A 20,648-nucleotide genomic window follows, 5' to 3' on the forward strand; every position below is an offset into this window, starting at 1 on the left:
AGATTAATCACCGCGGCTGTAGAGCTTATTTCCATCCGGAACAAGGATCCCGTTGCGCGCGCACCGATCGTCAATGGCGGTGCCGGTTGAATGGCGCATCCTTGTCCAGCAGCGCGCTGCGCATGAAGTGCAGGCAGCCGACGATGCGCTGCATCCGGTGCCGCTCGTTGGGCACCGCATACCACGCCTGCAGCGTGTGCTGCGCCGCGCGGATCGCCAGGTTCACCGATTTCAGCGTGCGCGCGTGGTGGCCGGGCGTCGGGTCGTCGAAGAAGCGCGGCAACTCGTGCAGCACCGCGTCGATCGAGCCGGTCCAGCGCAGCGTTTGCGGCGGTTTCGATGCGCAGAACGCGTTCAGTTCGTCGCGCAGGTCGATCACCGCGTGGCCGACCTCGAGCGTCGACAGCATCCAGCGCAGCGCATCGCGATGCTGTCGCGTGCGCCGCACGAGCAGCGTGCGCAGTTGCGCCATCAGGTCGTGCGTGCTTGACTGGAAGCGCTGCGCGAGGCGCTCCGTCGGCCCTTCGCACGCCAGCGTGACCTGGCGGCGCAGGTCGTGCGCGATGCGACCCGTGAGCCACGGCATGTGGGTAGGAAAGACGACCGCGAACACGAGCGAGCACGCGAGCATCGCGACGACGATCGCCAGCCCGTTGTTGATCAGCACCTCGGGTGTATAGGCGATCACGTTGTCGGGCCCCGCGAGCAGGCAGAAGAACACCGCGAAGCCGATCCCGTAGCCGGACAAGCCCGGCCGCATCGCGAGAAACGCGCCGAGGCCGAGCACCGGCGCGAGCGCGGCGCACAGCAGCGGGAACCCTTCGATGTTCGGATACACGTAGCACAGGAACACATAGCCGACCGCAGTCGCGAACGCCGCGCCGACGCTCATCTGCGCGACGAACTTCGGCGCGCGCGGCGACGTCGAGCTGAGCGCGCACGCGATCGCGGTGGCGATCACGGCGAGCGGGCCGCTCGGCCATTCAGAGGCGAGCCAGAACGCGCTCATCGCGCCGACGGCGACGATCGTGCGCAGGAACGCGAACCCGACGAAGAACGAATTGGTCTTCACCGCGTAGTGCGTGACCGAGCGCTCGAACGCGTGATCGTCCTGGTCGAGCGATGCGTAGGTGTCGGCGTAGCCGAGATATTCGCCGATGAAGCGGTACAGCAGCTCGATCGCGGTATCGAAGTCGAGCAGGCCGCCGGCAGCGTGCTCCTCGATGGTTCGCCGCGATGCACGCGCGGCTTTCGGCAACGCGCTGTGGAAGCGGCGCAGTTCGAGCAGTGCGCCGGTGGCCGGCGCGATGCCGCGCTGCCGCTCGTCGCGCAGTGCGGCGAAGCGCTGCGCGAGCGCATCGACGTGCGGCGCCAGCGCGTCGAGCACCGCGTCGGAGCCATTGGCGCGCAATCGCTTGATGAGCTGGTGCAGCGCATGCAGCCGCGTGCACGCGTTCATGAACTCACTGTTCAGCCGCGCGAGGCGGCGGCTGCGCGCGCGAATGTGCGGATCCTCGAACGACGCGAACGCGCGGTTGGCCTCGAAGCCGACGATGTCGTCGACGAAATCGGCGAAGCGCCGCTCGAAATCGCCGCGCGCGACGTCGCCGGCGAGCGCGCCGGCCGTGAACGCCGCGAACGTCGCGTGGCGGGTGCCCAGCGAACGCATCAATGCCTTCGCGGAGCTGAGCGGCAGGATCAGCGCGCTGACCGCACCCGAGCACGCGATGCCGAGCGCGACCTCCGCGGCGCGGGTGAGCGCGGACTGGAACAGCGTCTGCGGGGTCATCACGGACGGCAGGCCGATCAGCGCGGCCGTATAGCCGGCGAGCACGAAGCCGTACCAGCGAAAGTGGCGGTTGCGCACCGCGAGCGCGATGCAGGTGCCGATCCACAGCGTGATGCCGGCCATGTACAGCTCGGGCTGCTGCGCGAACAGCCCGCCGAGCGCGAGTGCGGCGACGAGGCCGGCCGCCGTGCCGAGCACGCGGTAGAAGCTCTTCGCGAACACCATCCCCGACAACGGCTGCATCAGCACGAACACGGTCGTCATCGCCGTGCGCGGCTGCGACATCTCCAGGCGCATCGCGATGCCCATCGCGAGGAGCGCCGCGAACACGGTTTTCGCGAGGTGCAGCCAGATCAGCCCGTCGCTTGCGGCCCAGTCGCGTGCCGCGTCGCCGAGTGGATCGAGCCAGGTCCTCCATCGTGCCGGTTCGATGGAATGACGCTCGATCACAGGTTGTGGCTTCATGAAAAGAGGGGGCCGGTACGGGGCCTGGCGAGGTGCCTGGCACGTCCGAACGGGTCCGTTCGACTGTTGAGGCGCCGATTGTAGGAGTGCGGCGCCCGCGCATTAACGCAGCTGCGGGGAAACGATAGTTGCAGCCGGAGTAACAATCTGTCGCATCCCGTGGAGGAAAATAGCGGCTCCGCTACAGGTTGCTCACAGGAATGGATACCCTACAAAACATGCGGGTGTTTTCGCGCGTCGTCGAGACGGGCAGTTTCACCGCCGCCGCGCAATCGCTGAATTCGACGACGGGCGCGATGTCGCGCGCGGTGTCGGAGCTCGAGGCGCGCCTGCGCACCCGTCTGATGAATCGTTCGACGCGCCGTCTCGCGCTCACGTCGGCCGGCGAAAGCTATCTGCGGCGCTGCCGCCAGATCCTCGCCGACGTCGACCGTGCGGAAGAAGAGGCGAGCTGCGCACACGAACGGCCGGCCGGTGTGCTGCGCATGCACAGCTTCGCGAGCGTCGGCCATCACTATGTGTTGCCCGCGCTGACGCGCTATCACGCGCAGTTCCCGGACGTGTCGATCGAACTGTCGCTGTCGCAGCGCATGCCCGACCTGTTCGACGGCACGAGCGACATGGCCGTCGTGACCGCGTCGTCGCTGCCCGATTCGGAACTCGTGTCGCACCTGCTCGGTTCGACCTTCAGCATCCTGTGCGCGTCGCCCGACTATGTGAAACGCCACGGCGCACCGGTGCGTCCGCAGGATCTCGCTGCGCACGCATGCCTGACGTTATGCACGCCGGCGTTCCCGACGCACGAATGGGTGCTCGAAGGGCCGGAAGGCGTCGAGCAGATCCACGTCGCGGGGCCGGTGCAGACCAATACGGCCGAATCGCTCGCCCTCGCGATCCGCGACGGCATCGGGATCGGCATGCTGCCGCTGTACTCGGCGATCGACGCATTGCGCGACGGCACGCTCGTCCGCGTGCTGCCCGCGCATATCCTGCAGAAGATGAACGTGTATGCGCTGTATCCGTCGCGCCGCTTCGTCGATGCGAAGGTGCGGACCTGGGTCGAGATGCTGCGGGCCCAGGTGCCGGGGATGATCGCGCGCGACGTCGAGATGCTGAACGCGATCGATCGCGAACCGCAGGCCGCCTGAGCGGCGGGCGCGCACCGGCGCATTGCCAAGCTGCCGGCGTCTTCTCTTCAAGCCAATCAAGCGAACGCAACCGAGCCGCGCCTGCATGACATCGTTCATGCGGGCGCGGCGCTTCGTCATGCCGTTACAGCGCAGGCTTGGCCGCCGCGCCCGATTCCGTCGTCGGTGCGCCGGCGTGGCCGTAGGCGGCCTGCGCCGCCTTTTGTTCCGCGAGACGCTTTTCGTGAAGTCGTTCCTGCGCCGCCATGATGTCGTCCGGATAGTTGTTGACTTCGCCGCGCGCCGGGTTGTAGCCGACCGACTCGAGATCGATCAGCTCCTGCAGCACTTGCGCGCGCGTGACGGGCGACTGGGCCGACTGGGCGAAAGACAGGGCCGGTGCAGCGAGCAGGACGGCAGCGGCGGCGGTAACGACGAGCGATTTCACGAGGTTCTCCTGGGGACGGGGTGGGCGGCCGGTTCGACGCGCGATGCGTGACCGCGACCTTTGCAGGCAGTCTACGCAGCGCCCGCGCGCGCAAAAACCCCGATTCCAGGCAGGCTGCTTTCCAGATGACACAACATTGATGGAGGCCGCCCGCGGCCGGCGAACCCGCGTGCGAACGCAGGTTCGTGGCCGGCGGGCGACGACGCATCGCGCCGGTCAGAAGCGCGTGCGCATGCCGATCGTGCCGACGATCTGGTTCGCCGTGCTCGATGCGCCGCCCGAGCCGTTGATGAACGCCTGGTAGCCGCGGCCTGCTGCGTGCTGGTACATCGCTTCCGCGTAGACGTCCGTGCGGCGCGACAGCTTGTAGACGGCCTGCAGGTCGACCTGGTGCCATTTCGGATCGGTGCCGTGCTTGCTGTCGGGGTTCGACACGCTCGCGTCCGTGTACACGTAGGCCGCGCCGAGGCTGACGGCCGGCGTCACCGCATAGCGCACGTTCACGTCGTAGTTGTTGAACGCGACCTGGCCGGTCGAGCCGAACGAACCCGTGTTGTCGTACTGCGAACGCGTATAGACGAAGCCGACGGTGGCCGGGCCGAACCCGTAGCTGATGCCGCCGCCGTACGAACGCATGCGGTCCGAGCCGATCGACCAGCCGCCCTGGTTCAGGCTCTTTGCTTCGGCCGCATCGGTCGCGCCGGGGCTCGCGCTCGTCGAGCCCTTCGTGCCGTTCATCTGCAGGTACGCGCCGGCCAGTTTCAGCGGGCCGTTCGTGTAGCTCGCCGCGACGCTGTACGCGCGGTTCGCGCCGAAGTTGGTCGCGTTCGAGAACGCGACCATCGCGCCGACCTTGAAGCCCGCATAGGTCTCGCTCGTGTACTTGACCGCGTTGTTGATGCGCAGCGAGTGGTTCAGGTTGTCGTTGTCGAACGGATGCGCGAAGCTCGCGTCGCCGAGGTCGCCGGCCGTGGCCGACAGCGGCGCGACGAAGTCGACCATCGTGTCGTACTGGCGGCCGAGCGTCAGCGTGCCAAAGCCGTTCTGGCTCAGGCCGACGTACGCGTGGCGGCCGAACAGCTTGCCGTCCTGCCCGAGCCCGCCGTTGTTCACGTTGAAGCCGTTCTCGAGCACGAACAGCGCCTTCAGGCCGCCGCCGAGATCCTCGGTGCCGCGAAACCCGACGCGGCTGCCGTTGACGGTGCCGCTGTTCAGGCGCCACAGCGACGCGCCGTTCGCGTTGTTGGTGTAGACGATGCCGGCGTCGATCAGGCCGTACAGCGTGACCGAGCTCTGTGCGTGAGCGAGCGGGGCGAACAGGGCGGCGGTGCATGCGCCGGCGATGAGGGTTTTTTTCAAGTCAGGGCTCCTGCGTGTGGGACTGGGAACGAAGGTTCGGCGCAAGTGTAGGGGCGCATCGCGCGCGCAAGGCCGCCGGGGCCGCGAGCGGACCTTTCCGGATCCCGCAAGAGTCCTTCACAAAACTGACACGAGGCGCCGCGCGCGCGTGACGCCGGCGGTTTTTGCGTGGTCGCACGCGGCTGGCATCCGTTCATCGAGGCGTGCCTGTCGCGTCGCTGCAACATGCGCGGCGTGCGGTACGGCGGTTGATCGGCGTGTCCGGCGAATCTCGTCGTGCTTGATGCGGACAGCGACGACGAAGCGGTGCGGCGGCAGGCCAAGGCCACGCTGTCGATCCGCCAGGGGAAAGCGATCCTGCGGCGCGAACCTGAGCGGGTCATATATCCGGATTGAGGTGAACGGCGGGCGACTTGGGCCCGCCAGACGCCATGTATTCGAGAAATGCATCAGTCGATTCTAAAAATACGTTTGTCTCATGATGGGCGCCGGCCTACGATGCGGTCCTGACGGCGGCGCGCGTGTTGCGCGCCGTCCTTTCGATTCCAATCGCCGACCCCAATGCGCCCCGATCTCCCGTCCGCCCCCGCATCCTCCTCGCCGGCCGCCAGCCCGTTCGCGCGCGTGGCCGTCGTCACGATCCTGACCGGCATCGGCGCGGGCCTCGGCGGCATGCTGCTCGCGCTGCTGCTGCATGCGATCCAGCATGTTGCGTACGGCTACAGCGTCGCGCACGTGATCGGCACCGAGAGCTTCCTCACCGGCGTGACCGGCGCCGATCCGCTGCGCCGCCTCGCGGTGCTGGTCGTCTGCGGGATCGTTGCCGGCGGCGGCTGGTGGGCGTTGCACCGGTATGGCCGGCCGCTCGTCAGCATTCGCCGCGCAGTGCGTGCAGCCGATCCGCGGATGCCGGTCGTCAGCACGACGGTTCATGCGCTGCTGCAGATCGTCACCGTCGCGCTCGGCTCGCCGCTCGGCCGCGAAGTCGCGCCGCGCGAGATCGGTTCGCTGCTTGCCGGGCGGCTTGCGCATGCGGCGGGGCTCACGCCCGACGACTGCCGGCTGATGGTCGCGTGCGGTGCCGGTGCGGGGCTCGCTGCCGTCTATAACGTGCCGCTCGGCGGCGCGATCTTCGTGCTCGAAGTGCTGCTCGGCACGTTCGAACTGCGTGCGCTGGTCGTGGCGGTCGCGACGTCGGCGATCGCCGCGGCCGTTGCGTGGATCGGCCTCGGCAACGAACACCAGTACACGGTGCCGCCGTTCGTGCTGAGCTCGCCGCTGGTGGCGTGGTCGATCGTCTGCGGTCCGCTGTTCGGCCTTGCCGCGTACGGCTTCGTGCGGCTCACCACACGTGCCCGGGCGAACGCGCCGAAAGACGGGCGGTTGCCGGTGCTCGCACTGATCAACTTCACGATGATCGGCGTGCTCGCGATGGGGCTTCCGCCCTTGCTCGGCAACGGCAAGGGCCCGGCGTCGCTGGGCTTCGACGGCACGTTGACGATCGGCTTCGCCGCGGCGCTGCTCGTGCTGAAGGTGTTGATCGAGGCCAGCAGCTTGCGCGCGGGTGCGGAAGGGGGCCTGTTGACACCGGGCCTCGCGAACGGCGCGCTGCTCGGCGTCGTGCTCGGCGGGCTTTGGAGCCTCGTATGGCCGGGCGCGTCGATCGGCGGGTGCGCACTGATCGGCGCGACCGCGTTCCTCGCCGCGTCGATGCAGATGCCGATCACGGCGGTCGTGCTGCTGCTCGAATTCACGCGCGCGGACCACGACAGCCTCGTGCCGATGCTGCTTGCCGTGGCCGGCTCGCTCGTTGCGTACCGGTTCATGCAGCTGCTGGCGGAGCGGCGCGAATACGCGGTCGCGACGGTGCGTGCGCGCGCGCATCGGTGACGGCGCGTTAGCGCGGCGAACTCGTTCGAATCCTTCGCATGCGGCGCCTGGGGCGCCGCATGCTGTTTCTTGCTCCCTCGTTTCCCGGTTGCATCGCTGCGCTTACCAATCCAACTTACGGTCTCGATGCAGATGGTATTGACGTTCCTCTTCCTTTAAAAGCGAGGAATTCCCACAACTGGCGATGCACGTCCGCATCGGAGAATGTTCAGCGCAGCGTTGATATCACGATCATGCTCGACACCACAGTCACTGCAGGCCCACTCTCTTATTCGCAGTCCCGCGATACCTTTCGGCCGCGTCGTGCTGTCTTTCGATCCGCACGCCGAACAGGACTGGGTAGAACCGCTTTCGTCGACTTCCTCGAACGTGGCCCCGTGCGCGATCGCTTTGTAGCGGAGCTTGTTTCGGAAGGACGACCAGGATGCGTCGTAGACGCTCTTCGCCATCCTGGTTCTGGCGAGTTTGGCGGCCGACACGTTGCCAACCGCGATGTAATCGAAACGCCGCACCAGATCGAGCGCGAGCTTATGCTGGAAATCGGCACGGGCATTCGCCACCTTGGCGTGCAGCTTCGCGATATGCCGCTTGTGCTTTCGTGCCCGTTGCGCTTTCGCCAGCTTTTCCGCCGCTCGTCGACCGAACCGATCGTTAGGCAGTTTCTCGCCGGTCGAAAGTGTGGCGAAGTCTTTCAGGCCGAGATCGATGCCGACGCCGGAACGGACCGGGCGGGCCTGCACATCGGGCATCTCGATCACGATGTTCAGAAACCAGTTGCCGCGTGCATCCTGCGCAAAGTTGGTCCCGTCCTTGATCTTGCCTTCGGGAAGCGGTCGGCTGTTGAACACGCGAAAGGTGTTGCCGGCGAAACGGAACGCGTCACCCTCACGCTTCAGGTCACGGCCCTTCAGCGGCACCCAGCCCAGCGATTTCCTGCCGCGATAGCGCAGGTAGGGCCGACGGTGTTGGCTGCGCGACTTCGCGTATTGCTCGCAGGTTGCGTTGACGGTGCCCGAGTGGATGCCGAGTTCCTTGCTGGCACCGGTCGTCAACACGTTCAGGTCGAAACCCGTCGGCCACTTCTTGCGCCACTTGAGCGCGTGCTTTTGCGTGTCGTTGCAGAAGTTCCAGACGTAGTTCACCGCACGGCTCTGCTTGTTAAGCAGGCCATTGAGCGACTTCACCCGGTAGCGATAGACAACAATCATGCTGATCACTCTAGCGTTCGAGTGCTTTCTGTCAACGGTGCATTATTTCCTGATCGTAACCGGTGAGTTTTTATTGGGTGATTGAAGTCGCGTACAACGAACGAGTGTGCGAGTCTGGACTCAATTGCGTGACAGCATGGCATCCCGCTCGTGCCCGTGCCGCAACGCGAGGCTGGCGAACGCCGCGATGACGAGCGCGGCCGCCAGCAGCGTCAACCCGTTCTTCGCATTGCCGGTGGCCTGTTCGATCGCACCGACGACGGTCGGTCCGACGAAGCCGCCGAGCAACCCGCACGTATTCACCAGTCCGAGTCCGCCGGCCAGAGCGTTACCGGCGAGCCGCGACGCGGGAAACGTGAAGACGATCGACTGAACGACGAAGAACATGAAGGCGGCCACGCACACGCACAGGAGCCCCGCGGCAGGCGACGCATGCGCGGCGCCGACCATTCCGGCCGCCATCACGACCAGCCCCGCACACAGCATCCGGCGCGAATGCCGCGACTCGCGCGCAAAGCGCGGCAGCGTGGCGGCGCCGCACGCGGCGGCGAGCCAGGGCAGCGCGGTCAACAACCCGACCGCGAACGGCGAGAAGCGTCCCGATGCGCCGATGATGCCCGGCAGGAAGAAAATCACCGTGTAGATGGTCAACTGGTGGCAGAAGTACACGAAGATCGCGAGCCAGATCTGCGGATCGCGCAGCGCGGTGCCGAATGCATGGCCGCCGTGCGCGCCGGCGCCCGCATTCTGCTCGGCGGCCAGCGTGCGTTCGAGCGCACGCCCGGTTTCCGGGGAGAGCCACGGCGCGGTGCTCGGACGATCCGGCAGCCGTGTCCACACGACGAATGCGAGCAGGATCGCCGGAATGCCTTCGACGACGAACAGCCATTGCCAGCCGTGGAAGCCGAGCGTGCCGTCGAGCTCGATGAGCGCGCCGGCCAGCGGCCCGCCGACGATGTTTGCGATGCACACGCCCAGCAGGAAATAGCCGGTTGCGCGCGCACGCTCCTCGCGGCCGAACCAGTACGTCAGGTACAGCATCACGCCGGGAAACAGGCCGGCTTCGGCGGCCCCGAGCAGCAGGCGCATCACGTAGAACGACGTCTCGCCGCTGACGAACGCCATCGCGACCGATAGTGCGCCCCACGTAATCATGATCCGCGTGATCCAGAAGCGCGCGCCGACGCGATGCATGATCAGGTTGCTCGGAATTTCGAAGAGCGCATAGGTCAGGAAGAACAGCCCCGCGCCGAGTCCGTACGCGGCCGATGAAATGCCGAGATCGACCCCCATCGAATGTTTGGCGAACGCGATGTTGGTGCGGTCGAGGAAGCTGATCACATACGCGGCGATCAGCAGCGGCAGGAGTTTGCGGAACAGCAGCCGGTTCAGCGACGCGCTCGCGTCGCCGGCGGCGGAAGACAGGGCCTGGGCGTGATGAGTGGACATGCGGACGACTCCGGTAAGGGCGAACCGGCGCGCACGGCAAGCACGGTGCGCCGCGTTCGACAGATGCCGCTGCGATGCATGCAGCGGATGGGCAGACGACGGAGCCGCGCCGGCAGCGCTCGAACGGAGCGGGGCGATGATGGGCGTCCTGGCGCCGGCCGGCTCGGGCCGGCGCCTTGTCACTGCGCTTGCGGATTCTGGTGTTGGGGCGTTACCCGGCGATCAGAAATTCACCGCGTCGCCGCCCTTGAGCGCGAGCATCGCGCGCGCCTCGGCCGGTGTCGCGATCTCGAGCGACAGGCCCTCGAGCACCTGTCGCATTTTCAGGACCTGCGCGGCGCTCGATTCCGCGAGCGTGCCCGGCGCGATCCACAGCGAATCCTCGAGCCCGACGCGCACGTTCGCGCCTTGCGCGGCGCCGATCGTCGCGAGCGGAATCTGGTTGCGCCCGGCGCCGAGGATCGACCACACGTAATCGCTGCCGAACAGGCGGTCGGCCGTGCGGCGCATGTGCATCAGGTCTTCCGGGTGTGCACCGATCCCGCCGAGCAGGCCGAACACGCTTTGCACGAAGAACGGCGGCTTCGCGAGCCCGCGGTCGACAAAATGCGCAAGGTTGTACAGGTGCGAGATGTCGTAGCACTCGAATTCGAAGCGCGTGCCGTTCGCCCCGCAGCGCGTGAGGATCGTTTCGATATCGGCGAACGTGTTCTTGAACACGAGGTCGCGGCTCTTCTCGAGATGTTCGCGTTCCCACGGATGCTTCAGCTCGCGAAAGCGCTCGAGCATCGGGTACAGCCCGAAGTTCATCGAGCCCATGTTCAGCGATGCGACTTCGGGCTGGAAATGCAGGGCGGGCTGGAGGCGTTCGTCGACCGTCATGTGCGGGCTGCCGCCCGACGTGAGGTTGATCACCGCGTCGGTTTGCGCCTTGATGCGCGGCAGGAATTCGGCGAACACGGCCGGATCCTGGGTCGGCTTGCCGTCGGACGGATTGCGTGCGTGGAGATGCAGGATCGCTGCGCCGGCCTCGGCGGCCGCGACGGCGGCGGTTTCGATCTCGTGCGGCGTGACGGGCAGGTACGGCGACATCGACGGCGTATGGATCGCGCCGGTCGGCGCACAGGTGATGATGACTTTGCGAGCGTTGGCCATGGATGGATTCCTTTCGGTGAACGATGCAGGGTGCGTCAGAGCACTTCGACGTTGCCGCAGACGGAGATCGCTTGGCCCGTGATCCCGTGCCCGCCCGGCGAGCACAGGAACAGCGCGGTTGCGGCGATCTCGGCCGGATCGGTCATGCGCCGCAGCGAGATCTTCTCGAGATAGCGCGTCTCCATTTCGTCGTAACCGATGCCGAGCTGCTGCGCACGTGCCTGGATCACGCGGCGCATCCGCGGGCCGCGCACGATGCCGGGTTGAATGGCGTTCACGCGAATGCCGAGCGGGCCGAGTTCGATCGCGAGGCTCTTCACGAGGCCGACCACGGCCCATTTGGTTGCCGCATACGGCGTGCGGAACGCGTAACCGAGCCGGCCTGCGACCGACGACAGCGCGATGATCGCGCCGCCGTGCTTCGCGTCGCGCAGCAGCGGCACCGCGTGGCGCGCGAACTGGAATTGCGCGGTCAGGTTGATCGCGACGGTTTGTTCCCACTGCACCGGGTCGATCTCGTCGATGCCGCCGGTCGGACCGGCGATGCCGGCATTGTTGACGAGCACGTCGAGGCCGCCGAGCGTGGCCGATACGTCGGCGAACACGCGTTCGACGGCAGCCGGATCGGAGACGTCGGCCAGCGTCGCGCTGATCGCGCCGGCTCCGGCGCGCGGCGGCCGGTCGGCGAGCGCTGCAATCGCGGCTTGCGACGCGTCGCATACATGCACGTGCGCGCCGCATTCGGCGAACGCGTCCGCGATTTCAAGACCGATGCCCGATGCGCCGCCCGTCACGAGGACGCGCAGGCCGTCATAGGGTTTCAGCAGGTCGGAAGCTGTCATGCCGGGTTGTCTCCATCGTTGATGTAGTCGGATCGCGGACGCTCGCGACCGGGCGCCCGCGGCAGGCGGCCGCTACGGCTTCGCGTTCACGGTCCGCGGGGTCCGTTCCGCCCGCAGCGTCTCGGCGAGATCGTGTGCCGCGCCGCCGATGTCGAGCGCGATGCCGGCGCGCACGCCTGCGCCGTCGCGCCGTTCGAGCGCATCGACGATGGCGCGGTGCGCATCCATCGAGCGCCGCATGTGCGGGATGTCGAGCGCGACCATGTTGAGGAAGGGGCCGACGCGCATCCACAGGTTCTCGACGATCGCGAGCGTGCTTTCGCTTGCGCCGTGCGCATAGATCGCGCTGTGGAACGCGAAATTGCTTTGCAGGTAAGCGCGCGAGCGGCCTGCCTCGGCGTGAGCCTGCATCGTCTCGCAGGTCTTGCGCACGGCCGCGATCTGCGCGTCGCTCATGCGTCCGCACGCGCGTTCGGCGATGCAGCCTTCGAGTGCGATGCGCACGTCGCGCAACTCGTCGAGCATGTCGAGCGTCATCGGCGGCACGACGAGCGCGCGATTCGGGCCGTCGACCAGCGCGCGCTCGGCGTGCAGCCGGGTGAGTGCGGCGCGCACGGGCATCGTCGACGAACCGACCGCTTCCGCGACGCTGCGCAGGCTCAGCGCCTGGCCGGGCGCGAAACGGCCGCTCATCAGCGCTTCGCGCAGTTGCTGGTAGACCTTGTCGGCCATCGTTTCCTGTTCGATGGCTTTGAGGGCGGGCGGGACGATACGAGGCGCCAAGGCGGGTTCTCCTGGGTTTGATCTGCGATCTGTGATCACACTTGCGATGTGCGAATTGTGGTCGCCGGAGCGTGTGGAGTCAAGGCGAACGGGATCGGGGAAAACGAGGGGGCGAAGCAGAAGAAGGATCGGCGTCCGGCAAGTCGGCATCCTTACAAAAAACTTTCCAATCGCGCATCATGACTCCCTGATTCGATGGATTCGAAGGTATTCGTAGCACAGAGCCGTCGCGAGTCTTCGATGCGCTTCCTCGAGTCGAATTCATTACTATAACAAGGAGCCAAAGTGAAACGACCATCATTTGCCGTTGCGTGGGCGGCATCCCAGCGAATCTACGACCCGGCAAATTCCGGGGAGCGCGTCGCGAAAGTGATCGGCGGATACGTTGCGAAGAACGTCAACAATCCGAACCCGGCAGAGCAATGGAGCAATACTTGCGCGGTGAGGATGAGTTATATCCTGGGTGAAGCAGGTATGGTGATACCGCGAATCCCGGAACAAACGGTATCGGGTGGAGACAATCGGCAATACTTTTTTCGTGTCAGGGACTTGATTCGTTTTCTCGAGCAACGATGGGGGAAGGCTGACGGCGTCAAATACCCGCCGTCGAACGGAGGGCCACTTGCGGGTCGGCGGGGTGTCATCCTGTTCGAGGTGTCGGGGTGGCGCGATGCACAGGGCCACGCCACGTTGTTCAACGGGCGAACGTGTTACGACCATTGTTACTTCAACGAACCCGGCGCGCGGTATCGTACCGATCGCGCAAATTTTTGGAGCCTGTCATGAGGGGAGTCCGGATCGCTGCCGCGTTGGCGTGCATCGCGTTTCAACCGGCGATGGTCGTGGCGAAAGACGCCGCACAAACGTCGCCTGAGGCCGGCTCACGAACTTACCTCTGGAACTTCAAGGACATGGTGCTCGCGGAGTGCCTGGCTACCGCATACAAGCAGGCGCCCGGCGCGAGCAAGGACATCGGCAGCAGCACCAGCGCGTTGCGCGACTGGACCTACTACGACATGGAGCGTGCGCCGGACGTCATTCATGCGCTGGTCGCGAAGTATCTGGCCCGCGACTATCGGAATCCGGTCGTCGAATCGGAAGTCGGGGACGTGAAGTTCGACTTCCTGAAATGCATCGATCTGTATCACGGCAAGGAACTGGACGCCGCAGCGAAGCAGCTCGTATTGCGCCCGAACGGTACCTACCGGGCCGAGCATTCGCCGAAGCCGCAGTAGCGATCGAACGCCGGTGCGCCATGCAACGGCGCGCCGTATGCCGTTTCGCCGACGCTATTCAAGCGTCCGGATCGAATTGCTGATCCCGCGCGCGCAGTCGATCACCGCCGGCGCAAGCTTGCGGCGCGCGTCGTCGAACGTCCAGCGGCTCGTCGGTGCGACCACGTGCACGGCCGCGACCGGCTGCCCCTGACTGCCGAGCACGGGTGCGGCAATCGACATATCCCCGATGAACAGTTCTTCCTGGTTGGCCGCGTAGCCTTCGCGCCGCGCGCAATCGAGCAACGCGACGAGATCGTCGAGCGCCGTGACCGTGCGCGGCGTATGCGGCGTGCGCGCCATGCCGTCCAGCCTCACACGCGCTTCTTCCGGCGGCAACGCGCTCAGGAACGCGCGGCCACTGCCGGTGCAGTACATCGGGATACGGCTGCCGATCGGCATGTGGATCGGCACGAACTTGGTCGATACGAAACGCGCGACGTACACCATTTCATCGTCGTCCGGCTCGGTGAGGTTGGTCGTTTCGCCGGTCAGGTTCGTGAGCTCGGACAGGAACGGATTCGCGACGTCGATCAACGTGTCGGCCGCGAGATAGTTGAAGCCGATCCGCATCACGTGCGGCGTGAGCTGGTAGCGCCGCGTAACCGGATGCTTGCGGATGTAACCGAGCTTCTCGAGCGTATAGACCATCCGCTGCGCCGAGCTTTTCGTCATGCCGGCCGCGTCGGCCACTTCCGCCAGCGTCATCGTGCGCCGCTTCGCGCTGAACGCGCGCAACACGTTCAGCCCTTTCTCCAGCGACTGGTTGAACAGTAGGTCGTTTGACTGATCGGGCGACGTTTCCATGAGCAAGGGGCCGAATCGATTCGATATCGCATCATATCGTATCGCATATCGATACATAAAAATCTTTTTGCGATATTTTTGATTCGTTTTAAGATCGGGTCATCGTCGCAGTGTCGATCCGCGACCGGCCGGCGCACCGAAGTATTCGAGAAGGAGACATCATGGTTTCGTTCATCAAGCGGTTCGGCGCACTGGCCGCCGGTTTCGCCACCTGCATCGCTTTCTCCACGGCATCGGCCGGCGCCGTCGCGGCCGAGCCCACGCTGAAGGTCGGCGCGACGGCCACCGGCGTGCCGTTCACGTTTCTCGACGTCAAGAGCAATTCGATCCAGGGGATGATGGTCGATGCGATCACCGCGGCCGGGAAGTCGGCCGGGTTTCGCGTCGACGTGCAGCAGACCGTGTTCTCGGCGCTGATTCCGTCGCTCACCACGCAGAAGATCGACATCATCTCGGCCGCGATGCTGAAAACGCCGGCGCGCCAGCAGGTCGTCGACTTCTCCGACACGGTCTATACGTTCGGCGAAGGCCTGATCGTGAAGGCGGACGACCCGGGCCGCTACACGTCGATGGACGACTTCAAGGGGCAGGTGGTCGGCGCGCAGGTCGGTACGGCGTTCGTCGACGCACTCAACAAGAAGGGCATCTTCAAGGAAGTCCGCACCTACGATTCGATCGCCGACATCATGCGCGACGTCGCGCTCGGCCGCATCAAGGCCGGCTTCGCCGACCAGCCGATCGTCGCGTATCAGATCGAACACGGCGTCAACCGCCAGGTCCGGCTCGTGCCCGAATACCAGAGCGTCGTGAAGGGGCAGGTGTGCTTCATCGTGCGCAAGGGCGACACGGCGACGCTCGAGCAACTCAACGGCGCGATCCGGAAAATGAAGGGCGACGGCACGCTGCAGCAGATCCTGCAGAAGTGGCACATGAGCTGAGCGCGCGCCCGGGATTCCCGAGCGGTATCGCCCGCGCATCGCGGGCACCCACTGCGACGTGCCGCCGGGCCGTCGCATAGGAGACCTCATGTTTTTTCAGAACGCGATCGATTTCCTGCCGATCCTGCTGAAGGGGGCGGTGGTCACGATCGAGATCACGGCATGCGCGTTCGTGCTCAGCTCGGTGCTCGGGCTGATCCTCGCGTTGCTGAAGGTGTCGCCCAACCGTGCCGTGTCGACGGTCGGGAGCACGGTCGTCAACGTGATTCGCGGCCTGCCGATCATCGTGCAGCTGTTCTACATGTACTTCGTGTTGCCCGATCTCGGCATCCAGCTGTCGGCATTCCAGGCCGGGGTGCTCGGTCTCGGCATCGCGTATTCGGCCTACCAGGCGGAAAACTTCCGCGCGGGCATCGAGGCGATCGACCGTGGCCAGATCGAAGCCGCGCACGCGATCGGCATGCGCGGGCCGATGATCATGCGGCGCGTGGTGCTGCCGCAGGCGTTCCGCATCGCGCTGCCGCCTTACGGCAACACGCTGGTGATGCTGCTGAAGGATTCCTCGGTCGCGTCGACGATCACGGTCGCGGAGATCACGCGCGCCGGCCAGCTGATCGCGTCGTCGACGTTCCAGAACATGAGCGTCTATACGCTCGTCGCGTTGCTGTATCTCGCGCTCGGCCTGCCGCTGATGTTCGGCGTGAACCGGCTCGGCAAGCGACTCTCGCTGAGGAGAAGCGCATGATCCGGATCGATGCGATACACAAGCGCTTTCAGCAACACGCGGTGCTGAAGGGCGTCAGCCTCGACGTGCAGCAAGGTGAGGTCGTGTGCCTGATCGGGCCGTCCGGCTCGGGCAAGTCGACCGTGCTGCGCTGTATCAACGGCTTCGAGACGTACGACGAAGGATCGATCACGATCGACGGCGTGACGGTCGACGCGCATTCGAAACGGATCCACGAGCTGCGGATGCGGGTCGGCATGGTGTTCCAGCGCTTCAACCTGTTCTCGCATCGCACGGCGCTCGAGAACGTGATGGAAGGGCCGGTCCACGTGCGGCGCACGCCGGCCGCGCAAGCGCGCGAGCAGGCCCGCGCGCTGCTCGACAAGGTCGGGCTCGCGCACCGGATGAATGCGTATCCGTCCGAGCTGTCGGGCGGGCAGCAGCAGCGCGTCGCGATCGCACGCGCGCTCGCGATGGAGCCGCAGGCGATCCTGTTCGACGAACCGACGTCGGCGCTCGACCCCGAACTCGTCGGCGAAGTGCTCGGCGTGATGCGCGGACTCGCGCGCGACGGCATGACCATGGTGGTCGTCACGCACGAAATGGCATTCGCGCGCGAGGTGGCCGATCGCGTGTGTTTCCTGCACGACGGCACCATCTGCGAAAGCGGATCCGCGCGCGACGTGCTCACGCAGCCGAAGCATCCCCGCACGCAGGAATTCCTGCGTCGACTGCTGGCGTCGGACGACGCCGCCAACCCGGATCGAACATGAGTGCAAGGAACGCGGCACCCGGATGGCCCGACGCCCAGTGGCCGGATTCGCTGTGGGCGGCGACCGCCGCGCCGGCGCCCGATACACCCGCGCTCGACGCTTCCGCGTCGTGCGACGTGGCGATCGTCGGCGCCGGCTTTACGGGCCTGTCGACCGCGCTTCACCTGGCCGAACGCGGCGTGAACGTGCGCGTGATCGACGGCGCGCAGCCGGGCTGGGGCGCGTCCGGCCGCAACGGCGGGCAAGTGATCCCCGGCCTGAAATACGACCCCGACGAATTGATCCGCCGGTTCGGCGACGAAGCCGGCGAGCAGCTTGCTGCCGTGGTCGGCGGTGCGGCCGACACGGTATTCGACCTGATCGCGCGGCACGCGATCGACTGCGATGCGCGACGCCACGGCTGGATCCAGCCGGCGCCGACTGCCGCGATGCTCGACACGGTCGCCCGGCGTGCGCGGCAGTGGGCCGCGCGCGGCGCACCGGTCGAACTGCTCGGTCGCGACGAGGTCGCGCGCCGGCTCGGCACGCATGCGTATGCGGGCGGCTGGATCGATCGCCGCGCGGGCAGCGTGCAGCCGCTCAGCTATACGCGCGGCCTCGTGCGCGCCGCGCAGGCGAGCGGGGCGGTCGTGCACGGGCTGACGCGCGCCGTCGGGCTGACGCGTGCCGACGGCCGCTGGCAGGTCGCGACGGCCGGCGGCGCGACGCTATCGGCGGACCGTGTCGTGATCGCGACCAACGGGTATACGGACGGGCTGTGGCCGGGCTTGCGCCAGTCGGTGATCGCCGCGAACAGCTTCATCGTCGCGACGCAACCGCTCGCGCCGGAACTCGGTCGCGACATCCTCGCCGGCGGCGAGGTCGCATCGGATGCACGGCGCCTGCTGCTGTACTTCCGGCGCGATGCCGCGGGACGCCTGCTGATGGGCGGCCGCGGCCCGTTCGCGGAACCGCGTGCGACGAGCGACTGGCGCCATCTCGAACGTGCGACGACGCTGCTGTATCCGCAACTGAAGGGGGTCCGGTTCGAGTACCGCTGGGCCGGGCGCGTCGCGATCACCGCGGATTTCATGCCGCACGTGCACGAGCCCGCGCCGGGCGTGACGATCGCGCTCGGCTACAACGGGCGCGGCATCGCGATGGCGACGACGCTCGGCAAGCATCTGGCCGCGCACCTGTCGGGCGATGCGCAACTGCCGCTGCCGTTCCGGCGCACGCCGATCCGGCCCATTCCGTTTCACGGGCTGCAGCGCTTCTATATCGCGGCCGGCGTGGCCTGGTATCGGCTGCTCGACAGCCTGTCGTGACGCAGGCGAGACGCCGAGTCGCCACCCGCCGGCGGATCAGGCAGAATCGGCTTCCCCAGTTTCCATCGACGGAGTCCGCATGACCGATCCGAACGAACCACCCGGCCGCCAGGCATACGCGAGCTTCGCGCAACGCTACGCCGACATCGCGCCGACGAAGGCGCACAACGCGCTCTACGAACGTCCGGCGACGATGGCGCTGCTGGGCGACGTCGACGACCTGACGGTGCTCGATGCCGGCTGCGGGCCCGGCATCGGCAGCGAACACCTCGCACGCCAGGGCGCGAGGGTGCATGCGTTCGACGTCACGCCGGAGATGGTCGCGCTGGCAAGAACACGCTGCGCGGGCCTCGCGGTCGACCTCGTGGAGGGCGATCTGGAGGGGCCGCTCACGTGGTTGCCCGACGAAGCATTCGACAAGATCGTCTGTTCGCTCGCGTTCGACTACGTGCGCGACCTTGCGCCGACGCTGCGCGAATTCCGGCGGGTCGCGCGGCCGGGCGCCACGCTCGTGTTTTCGATGGCGCATCCTATGCGCGACTGGATGGACGAACGCACGCGCGGCGAGGGCACCTATTTCGATACGTCCCGCTTCGGCTTCCACTGGTCGGGTTTCGGTGAGCCGAAACCCTATGTCGAAGCGTGGCGGCGGCCGCTCGCAGACATCCTGAACGCCGTGGCCGACAGCGGCTGGCGGCTCGACCGGTTCGTCGAGCCGAAGCCGCTGCCCGAGATGAAGGCCGCCTCGGAGCGGCTTCATGCGGAGCTGTCGCTGGCCCCGGCCTTCCTCTGCATCCGCGCGCGCTGCTGACACGACGCGGCGCGGCGGTCATCCCGCACTCAATGCCGCACCGGCTCGTCGTTCAGCGTGCCGAGGAATGCTTCGATATCCTTGATGTCCTGCGCCGTCATCGCGGGCTTGTCGCCCGGCTTGCGATCGAACGGCACATCGGTCACGTCGACGTTCGCGCGATACTTCGGCGGGATGTCGTCGTACTCGTCGACCTTGCCGTCCGCGCCGCGCGAATAGAACTTCTGCGGCGAGATGCTGCGCTCGTTGTAGAACGCCATCACCTGGTCGAGCGTGTGGAACACGCCGTTGTGGAAGAACACGTGGCGCGTCGCCGCGTTGCGCAGCGTCGGCGTCAGGAACATCCCGCAATACTGCGTCTGATCCTTCAGGTCGTCGCGGAACGGCCCGCACACGCCGAGATCGTAGAACGCCGGGTTGCGGTTCTGCGCCAGTTCCTTGTTGCGCGGCGCGCCGAGCGCCTCGTACTGGTAATCGGTCAACATCGGCGGCAACCCGTCCTTGCCGGGTTTCGACAGGTGGCAGCCCGCGCAATTCGCCTTGTCCGGATCGTTGAACAGGCGCAGCCCGCGCAGTTCGGCCTGCGTGAGGCGCGCGCGGCCTTCGAGCCAGCGGTCGTACTTGCTGTTGTACGGATGGAACGACGGATCTTCCACCTGGTAGCGCGCGATCGCGAACATCGCCTCCGACACCGCGAGCTGCGGGCTGTCGAACACGCGCGGGCCGAACAGTTGCTCGAGCTGCGCGCGGTGCGACGACTGCTTGAGCTTGCGCGCGACGTCGTCGACGCTCGCGTTCGCCATCTCGACCGGATTCAGCAGCGGGCCGAACGCCTGTTGCTGCAGCGTATCGGCGCGGCCATCCCAGAACATTCCGCCCTGCGGCACGAGTTGCGGCGCGGCCGACGTGCCGGCCACCTTCTGCGCCTTGACGACGCCGGCTGCCGACGCGGCCTGTTGCGCGACGCTCGGCGCGGCGTCGTTTTCACCGGCATCGGGGCCGATGCTGAAGTTCGGCTGACGGTACAGGTACATCAGCGACGGCGGCGGGCGATAGCCCTGCTGCGTCATCGCGAGGCCGCCCGGCTGCACGTCGAGCGCATTCGGCGGGCCATACGCATGATCCGGGCTGTGGCACGACGCGCACGACTGCTTGCCCGACGCGGACAGCGACGGATCGGCGAACAGCGCGCGGCCGAGCTGCGCGACCGCCGACAGCGGTTGCGCGGCGGGCCGCTGCAGCACGACCGGATGCGGGTTCGCGCCCGTCCAGTCGGCGACGACGGTGCCGATCGCCGCGGGCACCTGCGCGGGGAACGCGATCGCGAACGCGCCGTAGCCGAGCACGGCGGCGCCGATCACGAACGCCGTGCGGCGCAGGAGGCGGGACGTCGTGCGCGACGCGCGGGGGCCGGTGGTGTCGGGAGACGGGAACGCGGGGCGGGCTGTCATGCTGTCGGTCGGAAATCGGGCGCCGCACGAAGCGGCGCGTTAAACGGA

The 20,648-nt window shown here is 66.7% G+C and carries 19 protein-coding genes and 1 pseudogene; 10 read left to right on the top strand and 10 right to left on the bottom strand.

The window, feature by feature from the left end:
* Positions 1–70: 70 nt before the first annotated feature.
* Positions 71–2,254, bottom strand: a complete 2,184-nt coding sequence (locus QZM35_RS05595) for an FUSC family protein (RefSeq protein ID WP_089432640.1) — start codon at positions 2,252–2,254, stop codon at positions 71–73.
* Between the two features lie 200 nt (positions 2,255–2,454).
* Between QZM35_RS05595 and QZM35_RS05600 the strand changes: the two genes are divergently transcribed.
* Entirely contained in the window at positions 2,455–3,402 is a 948-nt protein-coding gene (locus QZM35_RS05600) for a LysR family transcriptional regulator (protein ID WP_089427555.1), read from the top strand.
* Between the two features lie 124 nt (positions 3,403–3,526).
* On the opposite strand, the gene QZM35_RS05605 is transcribed toward QZM35_RS05600, so the two are convergent.
* Together QZM35_RS05605 and QZM35_RS05610 are read right to left on the bottom strand one after the other, a co-directional pair.
* Positions 3,527–3,829, bottom strand: a complete 303-nt coding sequence (locus tag QZM35_RS05605; protein ID WP_089432642.1) for a DUF4148 domain-containing protein — start codon at positions 3,827–3,829, stop codon at positions 3,527–3,529.
* Positions 3,830–4,045: 216 nt separating this feature from the next.
* Positions 4,046–5,188 carry a porin gene (locus QZM35_RS05610; RefSeq protein WP_301775550.1) on the bottom strand — a complete coding sequence of 381 codons (1,143 nt, stop codon included), beginning with the start codon at positions 5,186–5,188 and terminating at the stop codon, positions 4,046–4,048.
* 261 nt (positions 5,189–5,449) lie between these two features.
* Between QZM35_RS05610 and QZM35_RS05615 the strand changes: the two are divergent.
* A pseudogene (locus tag QZM35_RS05615) lies at positions 5,450–5,584 on the top strand (cytosine deaminase); the annotation flags it as partial.
* A gap of 165 nt (positions 5,585–5,749) precedes the next feature.
* A complete protein-coding gene (locus QZM35_RS05620) occupies positions 5,750–7,078 on the top strand; it encodes a chloride channel protein (RefSeq protein ID WP_301775551.1) in 1,329 nt (442 codons plus the stop codon).
* A 155-nt stretch (positions 7,079–7,233) separates the two neighbouring features.
* Here QZM35_RS05620 and QZM35_RS05625 read toward each other — a convergent pair whose 3' ends face one another.
* From QZM35_RS05625 to QZM35_RS05645, 5 genes are all read right to left on the bottom strand, one after another.
* Entirely contained in the window at positions 7,234–8,286 is a 1,053-nt protein-coding gene (locus QZM35_RS05625) for an RNA-guided endonuclease TnpB family protein (protein ID WP_089427552.1), read from the bottom strand.
* 120 nt (positions 8,287–8,406) lie between these two features.
* Entirely contained in the window at positions 8,407–9,735 is a 1,329-nt protein-coding gene (locus tag QZM35_RS05630; protein ID WP_301775552.1) for an MFS transporter, read from the bottom strand.
* A gap of 222 nt (positions 9,736–9,957) precedes the next feature.
* Positions 9,958–10,890, bottom strand: coding sequence for a 3-keto-5-aminohexanoate cleavage protein (locus QZM35_RS05635; protein WP_174974405.1), 933 nt, complete (start codon positions 10,888–10,890; stop codon positions 9,958–9,960).
* Positions 10,891–10,925: 35 nt separating this feature from the next.
* Positions 10,926–11,732, bottom strand: a complete 807-nt coding sequence (locus QZM35_RS05640; protein WP_089432647.1) for an SDR family oxidoreductase — start codon at positions 11,730–11,732, stop codon at positions 10,926–10,928.
* 72 nt (positions 11,733–11,804) lie between these two features.
* The gene (locus QZM35_RS05645; RefSeq protein ID WP_301775553.1) at positions 11,805–12,515 is read right to left on the bottom strand and encodes a GntR family transcriptional regulator; all 711 of its coding nucleotides are present in this window, start codon (positions 12,513–12,515) and stop codon (positions 11,805–11,807) included.
* 285 nt (positions 12,516–12,800) lie between these two features.
* Between QZM35_RS05645 and QZM35_RS05650 the strand changes: the two genes are divergently transcribed.
* Together QZM35_RS05650 and QZM35_RS05655 are read left to right on the top strand one after the other, a co-directional pair.
* Positions 12,801–13,301 (top strand): type VI secretion system amidase effector protein Tae4, encoded by a 501-nt coding sequence (locus tag QZM35_RS05650; RefSeq protein ID WP_089429101.1) that lies wholly within the window; start codon positions 12,801–12,803, stop codon positions 13,299–13,301.
* Positions 13,298–13,750, top strand: a complete 453-nt coding sequence (locus QZM35_RS05655; RefSeq protein ID WP_089427548.1) for a type VI secretion system amidase immunity protein Tai4 — start codon at positions 13,298–13,300, stop codon at positions 13,748–13,750. The genes QZM35_RS05650 and QZM35_RS05655 overlap by 4 nt, the downstream gene beginning before the upstream one ends.
* A gap of 54 nt (positions 13,751–13,804) precedes the next feature.
* Here the strand turns inward: QZM35_RS05655 and QZM35_RS05660 are convergent, their stop codons facing one another.
* Complete coding sequence (locus QZM35_RS05660; protein ID WP_089427547.1) at positions 13,805–14,596, bottom strand: IclR family transcriptional regulator; 792 nt, start codon at positions 14,594–14,596, stop codon at positions 13,805–13,807.
* A gap of 161 nt (positions 14,597–14,757) precedes the next feature.
* Between QZM35_RS05660 and QZM35_RS05665 the strand changes: the two genes are divergently transcribed.
* The 5 genes from QZM35_RS05665 to QZM35_RS05685 all read left to right on the top strand — a co-directional run bounded on the left by QZM35_RS05665 (position 14,758) and on the right by QZM35_RS05685 (position 19,149).
* Positions 14,758–15,534 carry an ABC transporter substrate-binding protein gene (locus QZM35_RS05665; protein WP_089432648.1) on the top strand — a complete coding sequence of 259 codons (777 nt, stop codon included), beginning with the start codon at positions 14,758–14,760 and terminating at the stop codon, positions 15,532–15,534.
* 88 nt (positions 15,535–15,622) lie between these two features.
* A complete protein-coding gene (locus QZM35_RS05670; RefSeq protein WP_046547751.1) occupies positions 15,623–16,279 on the top strand; it encodes an amino acid ABC transporter permease in 657 nt (218 codons plus the stop codon).
* The gene (locus QZM35_RS05675) at positions 16,276–17,031 is read left to right on the top strand and encodes an amino acid ABC transporter ATP-binding protein (protein ID WP_089432649.1); all 756 of its coding nucleotides are present in this window, start codon (positions 16,276–16,278) and stop codon (positions 17,029–17,031) included. Before QZM35_RS05670 ends, QZM35_RS05675 begins: the two co-directional genes overlap by 4 nt.
* Complete coding sequence (locus tag QZM35_RS05680) at positions 17,028–18,338, top strand: FAD-binding oxidoreductase (RefSeq protein ID WP_089432650.1); 1,311 nt, start codon at positions 17,028–17,030, stop codon at positions 18,336–18,338. The genes QZM35_RS05675 and QZM35_RS05680 overlap by 4 nt, the downstream gene beginning before the upstream one ends.
* A gap of 79 nt (positions 18,339–18,417) precedes the next feature.
* Positions 18,418–19,149: a class I SAM-dependent methyltransferase gene (locus QZM35_RS05685; protein WP_301775554.1), complete on the top strand. Its 732-nt coding sequence runs from the start codon at positions 18,418–18,420 to the stop codon at positions 19,147–19,149.
* 29 nt (positions 19,150–19,178) lie between these two features.
* Here QZM35_RS05685 and QZM35_RS05690 read toward each other — a convergent pair whose 3' ends face one another.
* On the bottom strand, positions 19,179–20,600 hold the full coding sequence (locus QZM35_RS05690; protein ID WP_301775555.1) for a cytochrome-c peroxidase: 1,422 nt from the start codon (positions 20,598–20,600) through the stop codon (positions 19,179–19,181).
* Positions 20,601–20,648: the final 48 nt, after the last annotated feature.

Origin of the sequence: Burkholderia sp. AU45274, assembly GCF_030482505.1 — a bacterium.
GTDB lineage: Bacteria > Pseudomonadota > Gammaproteobacteria > Burkholderiales > Burkholderiaceae > Burkholderia.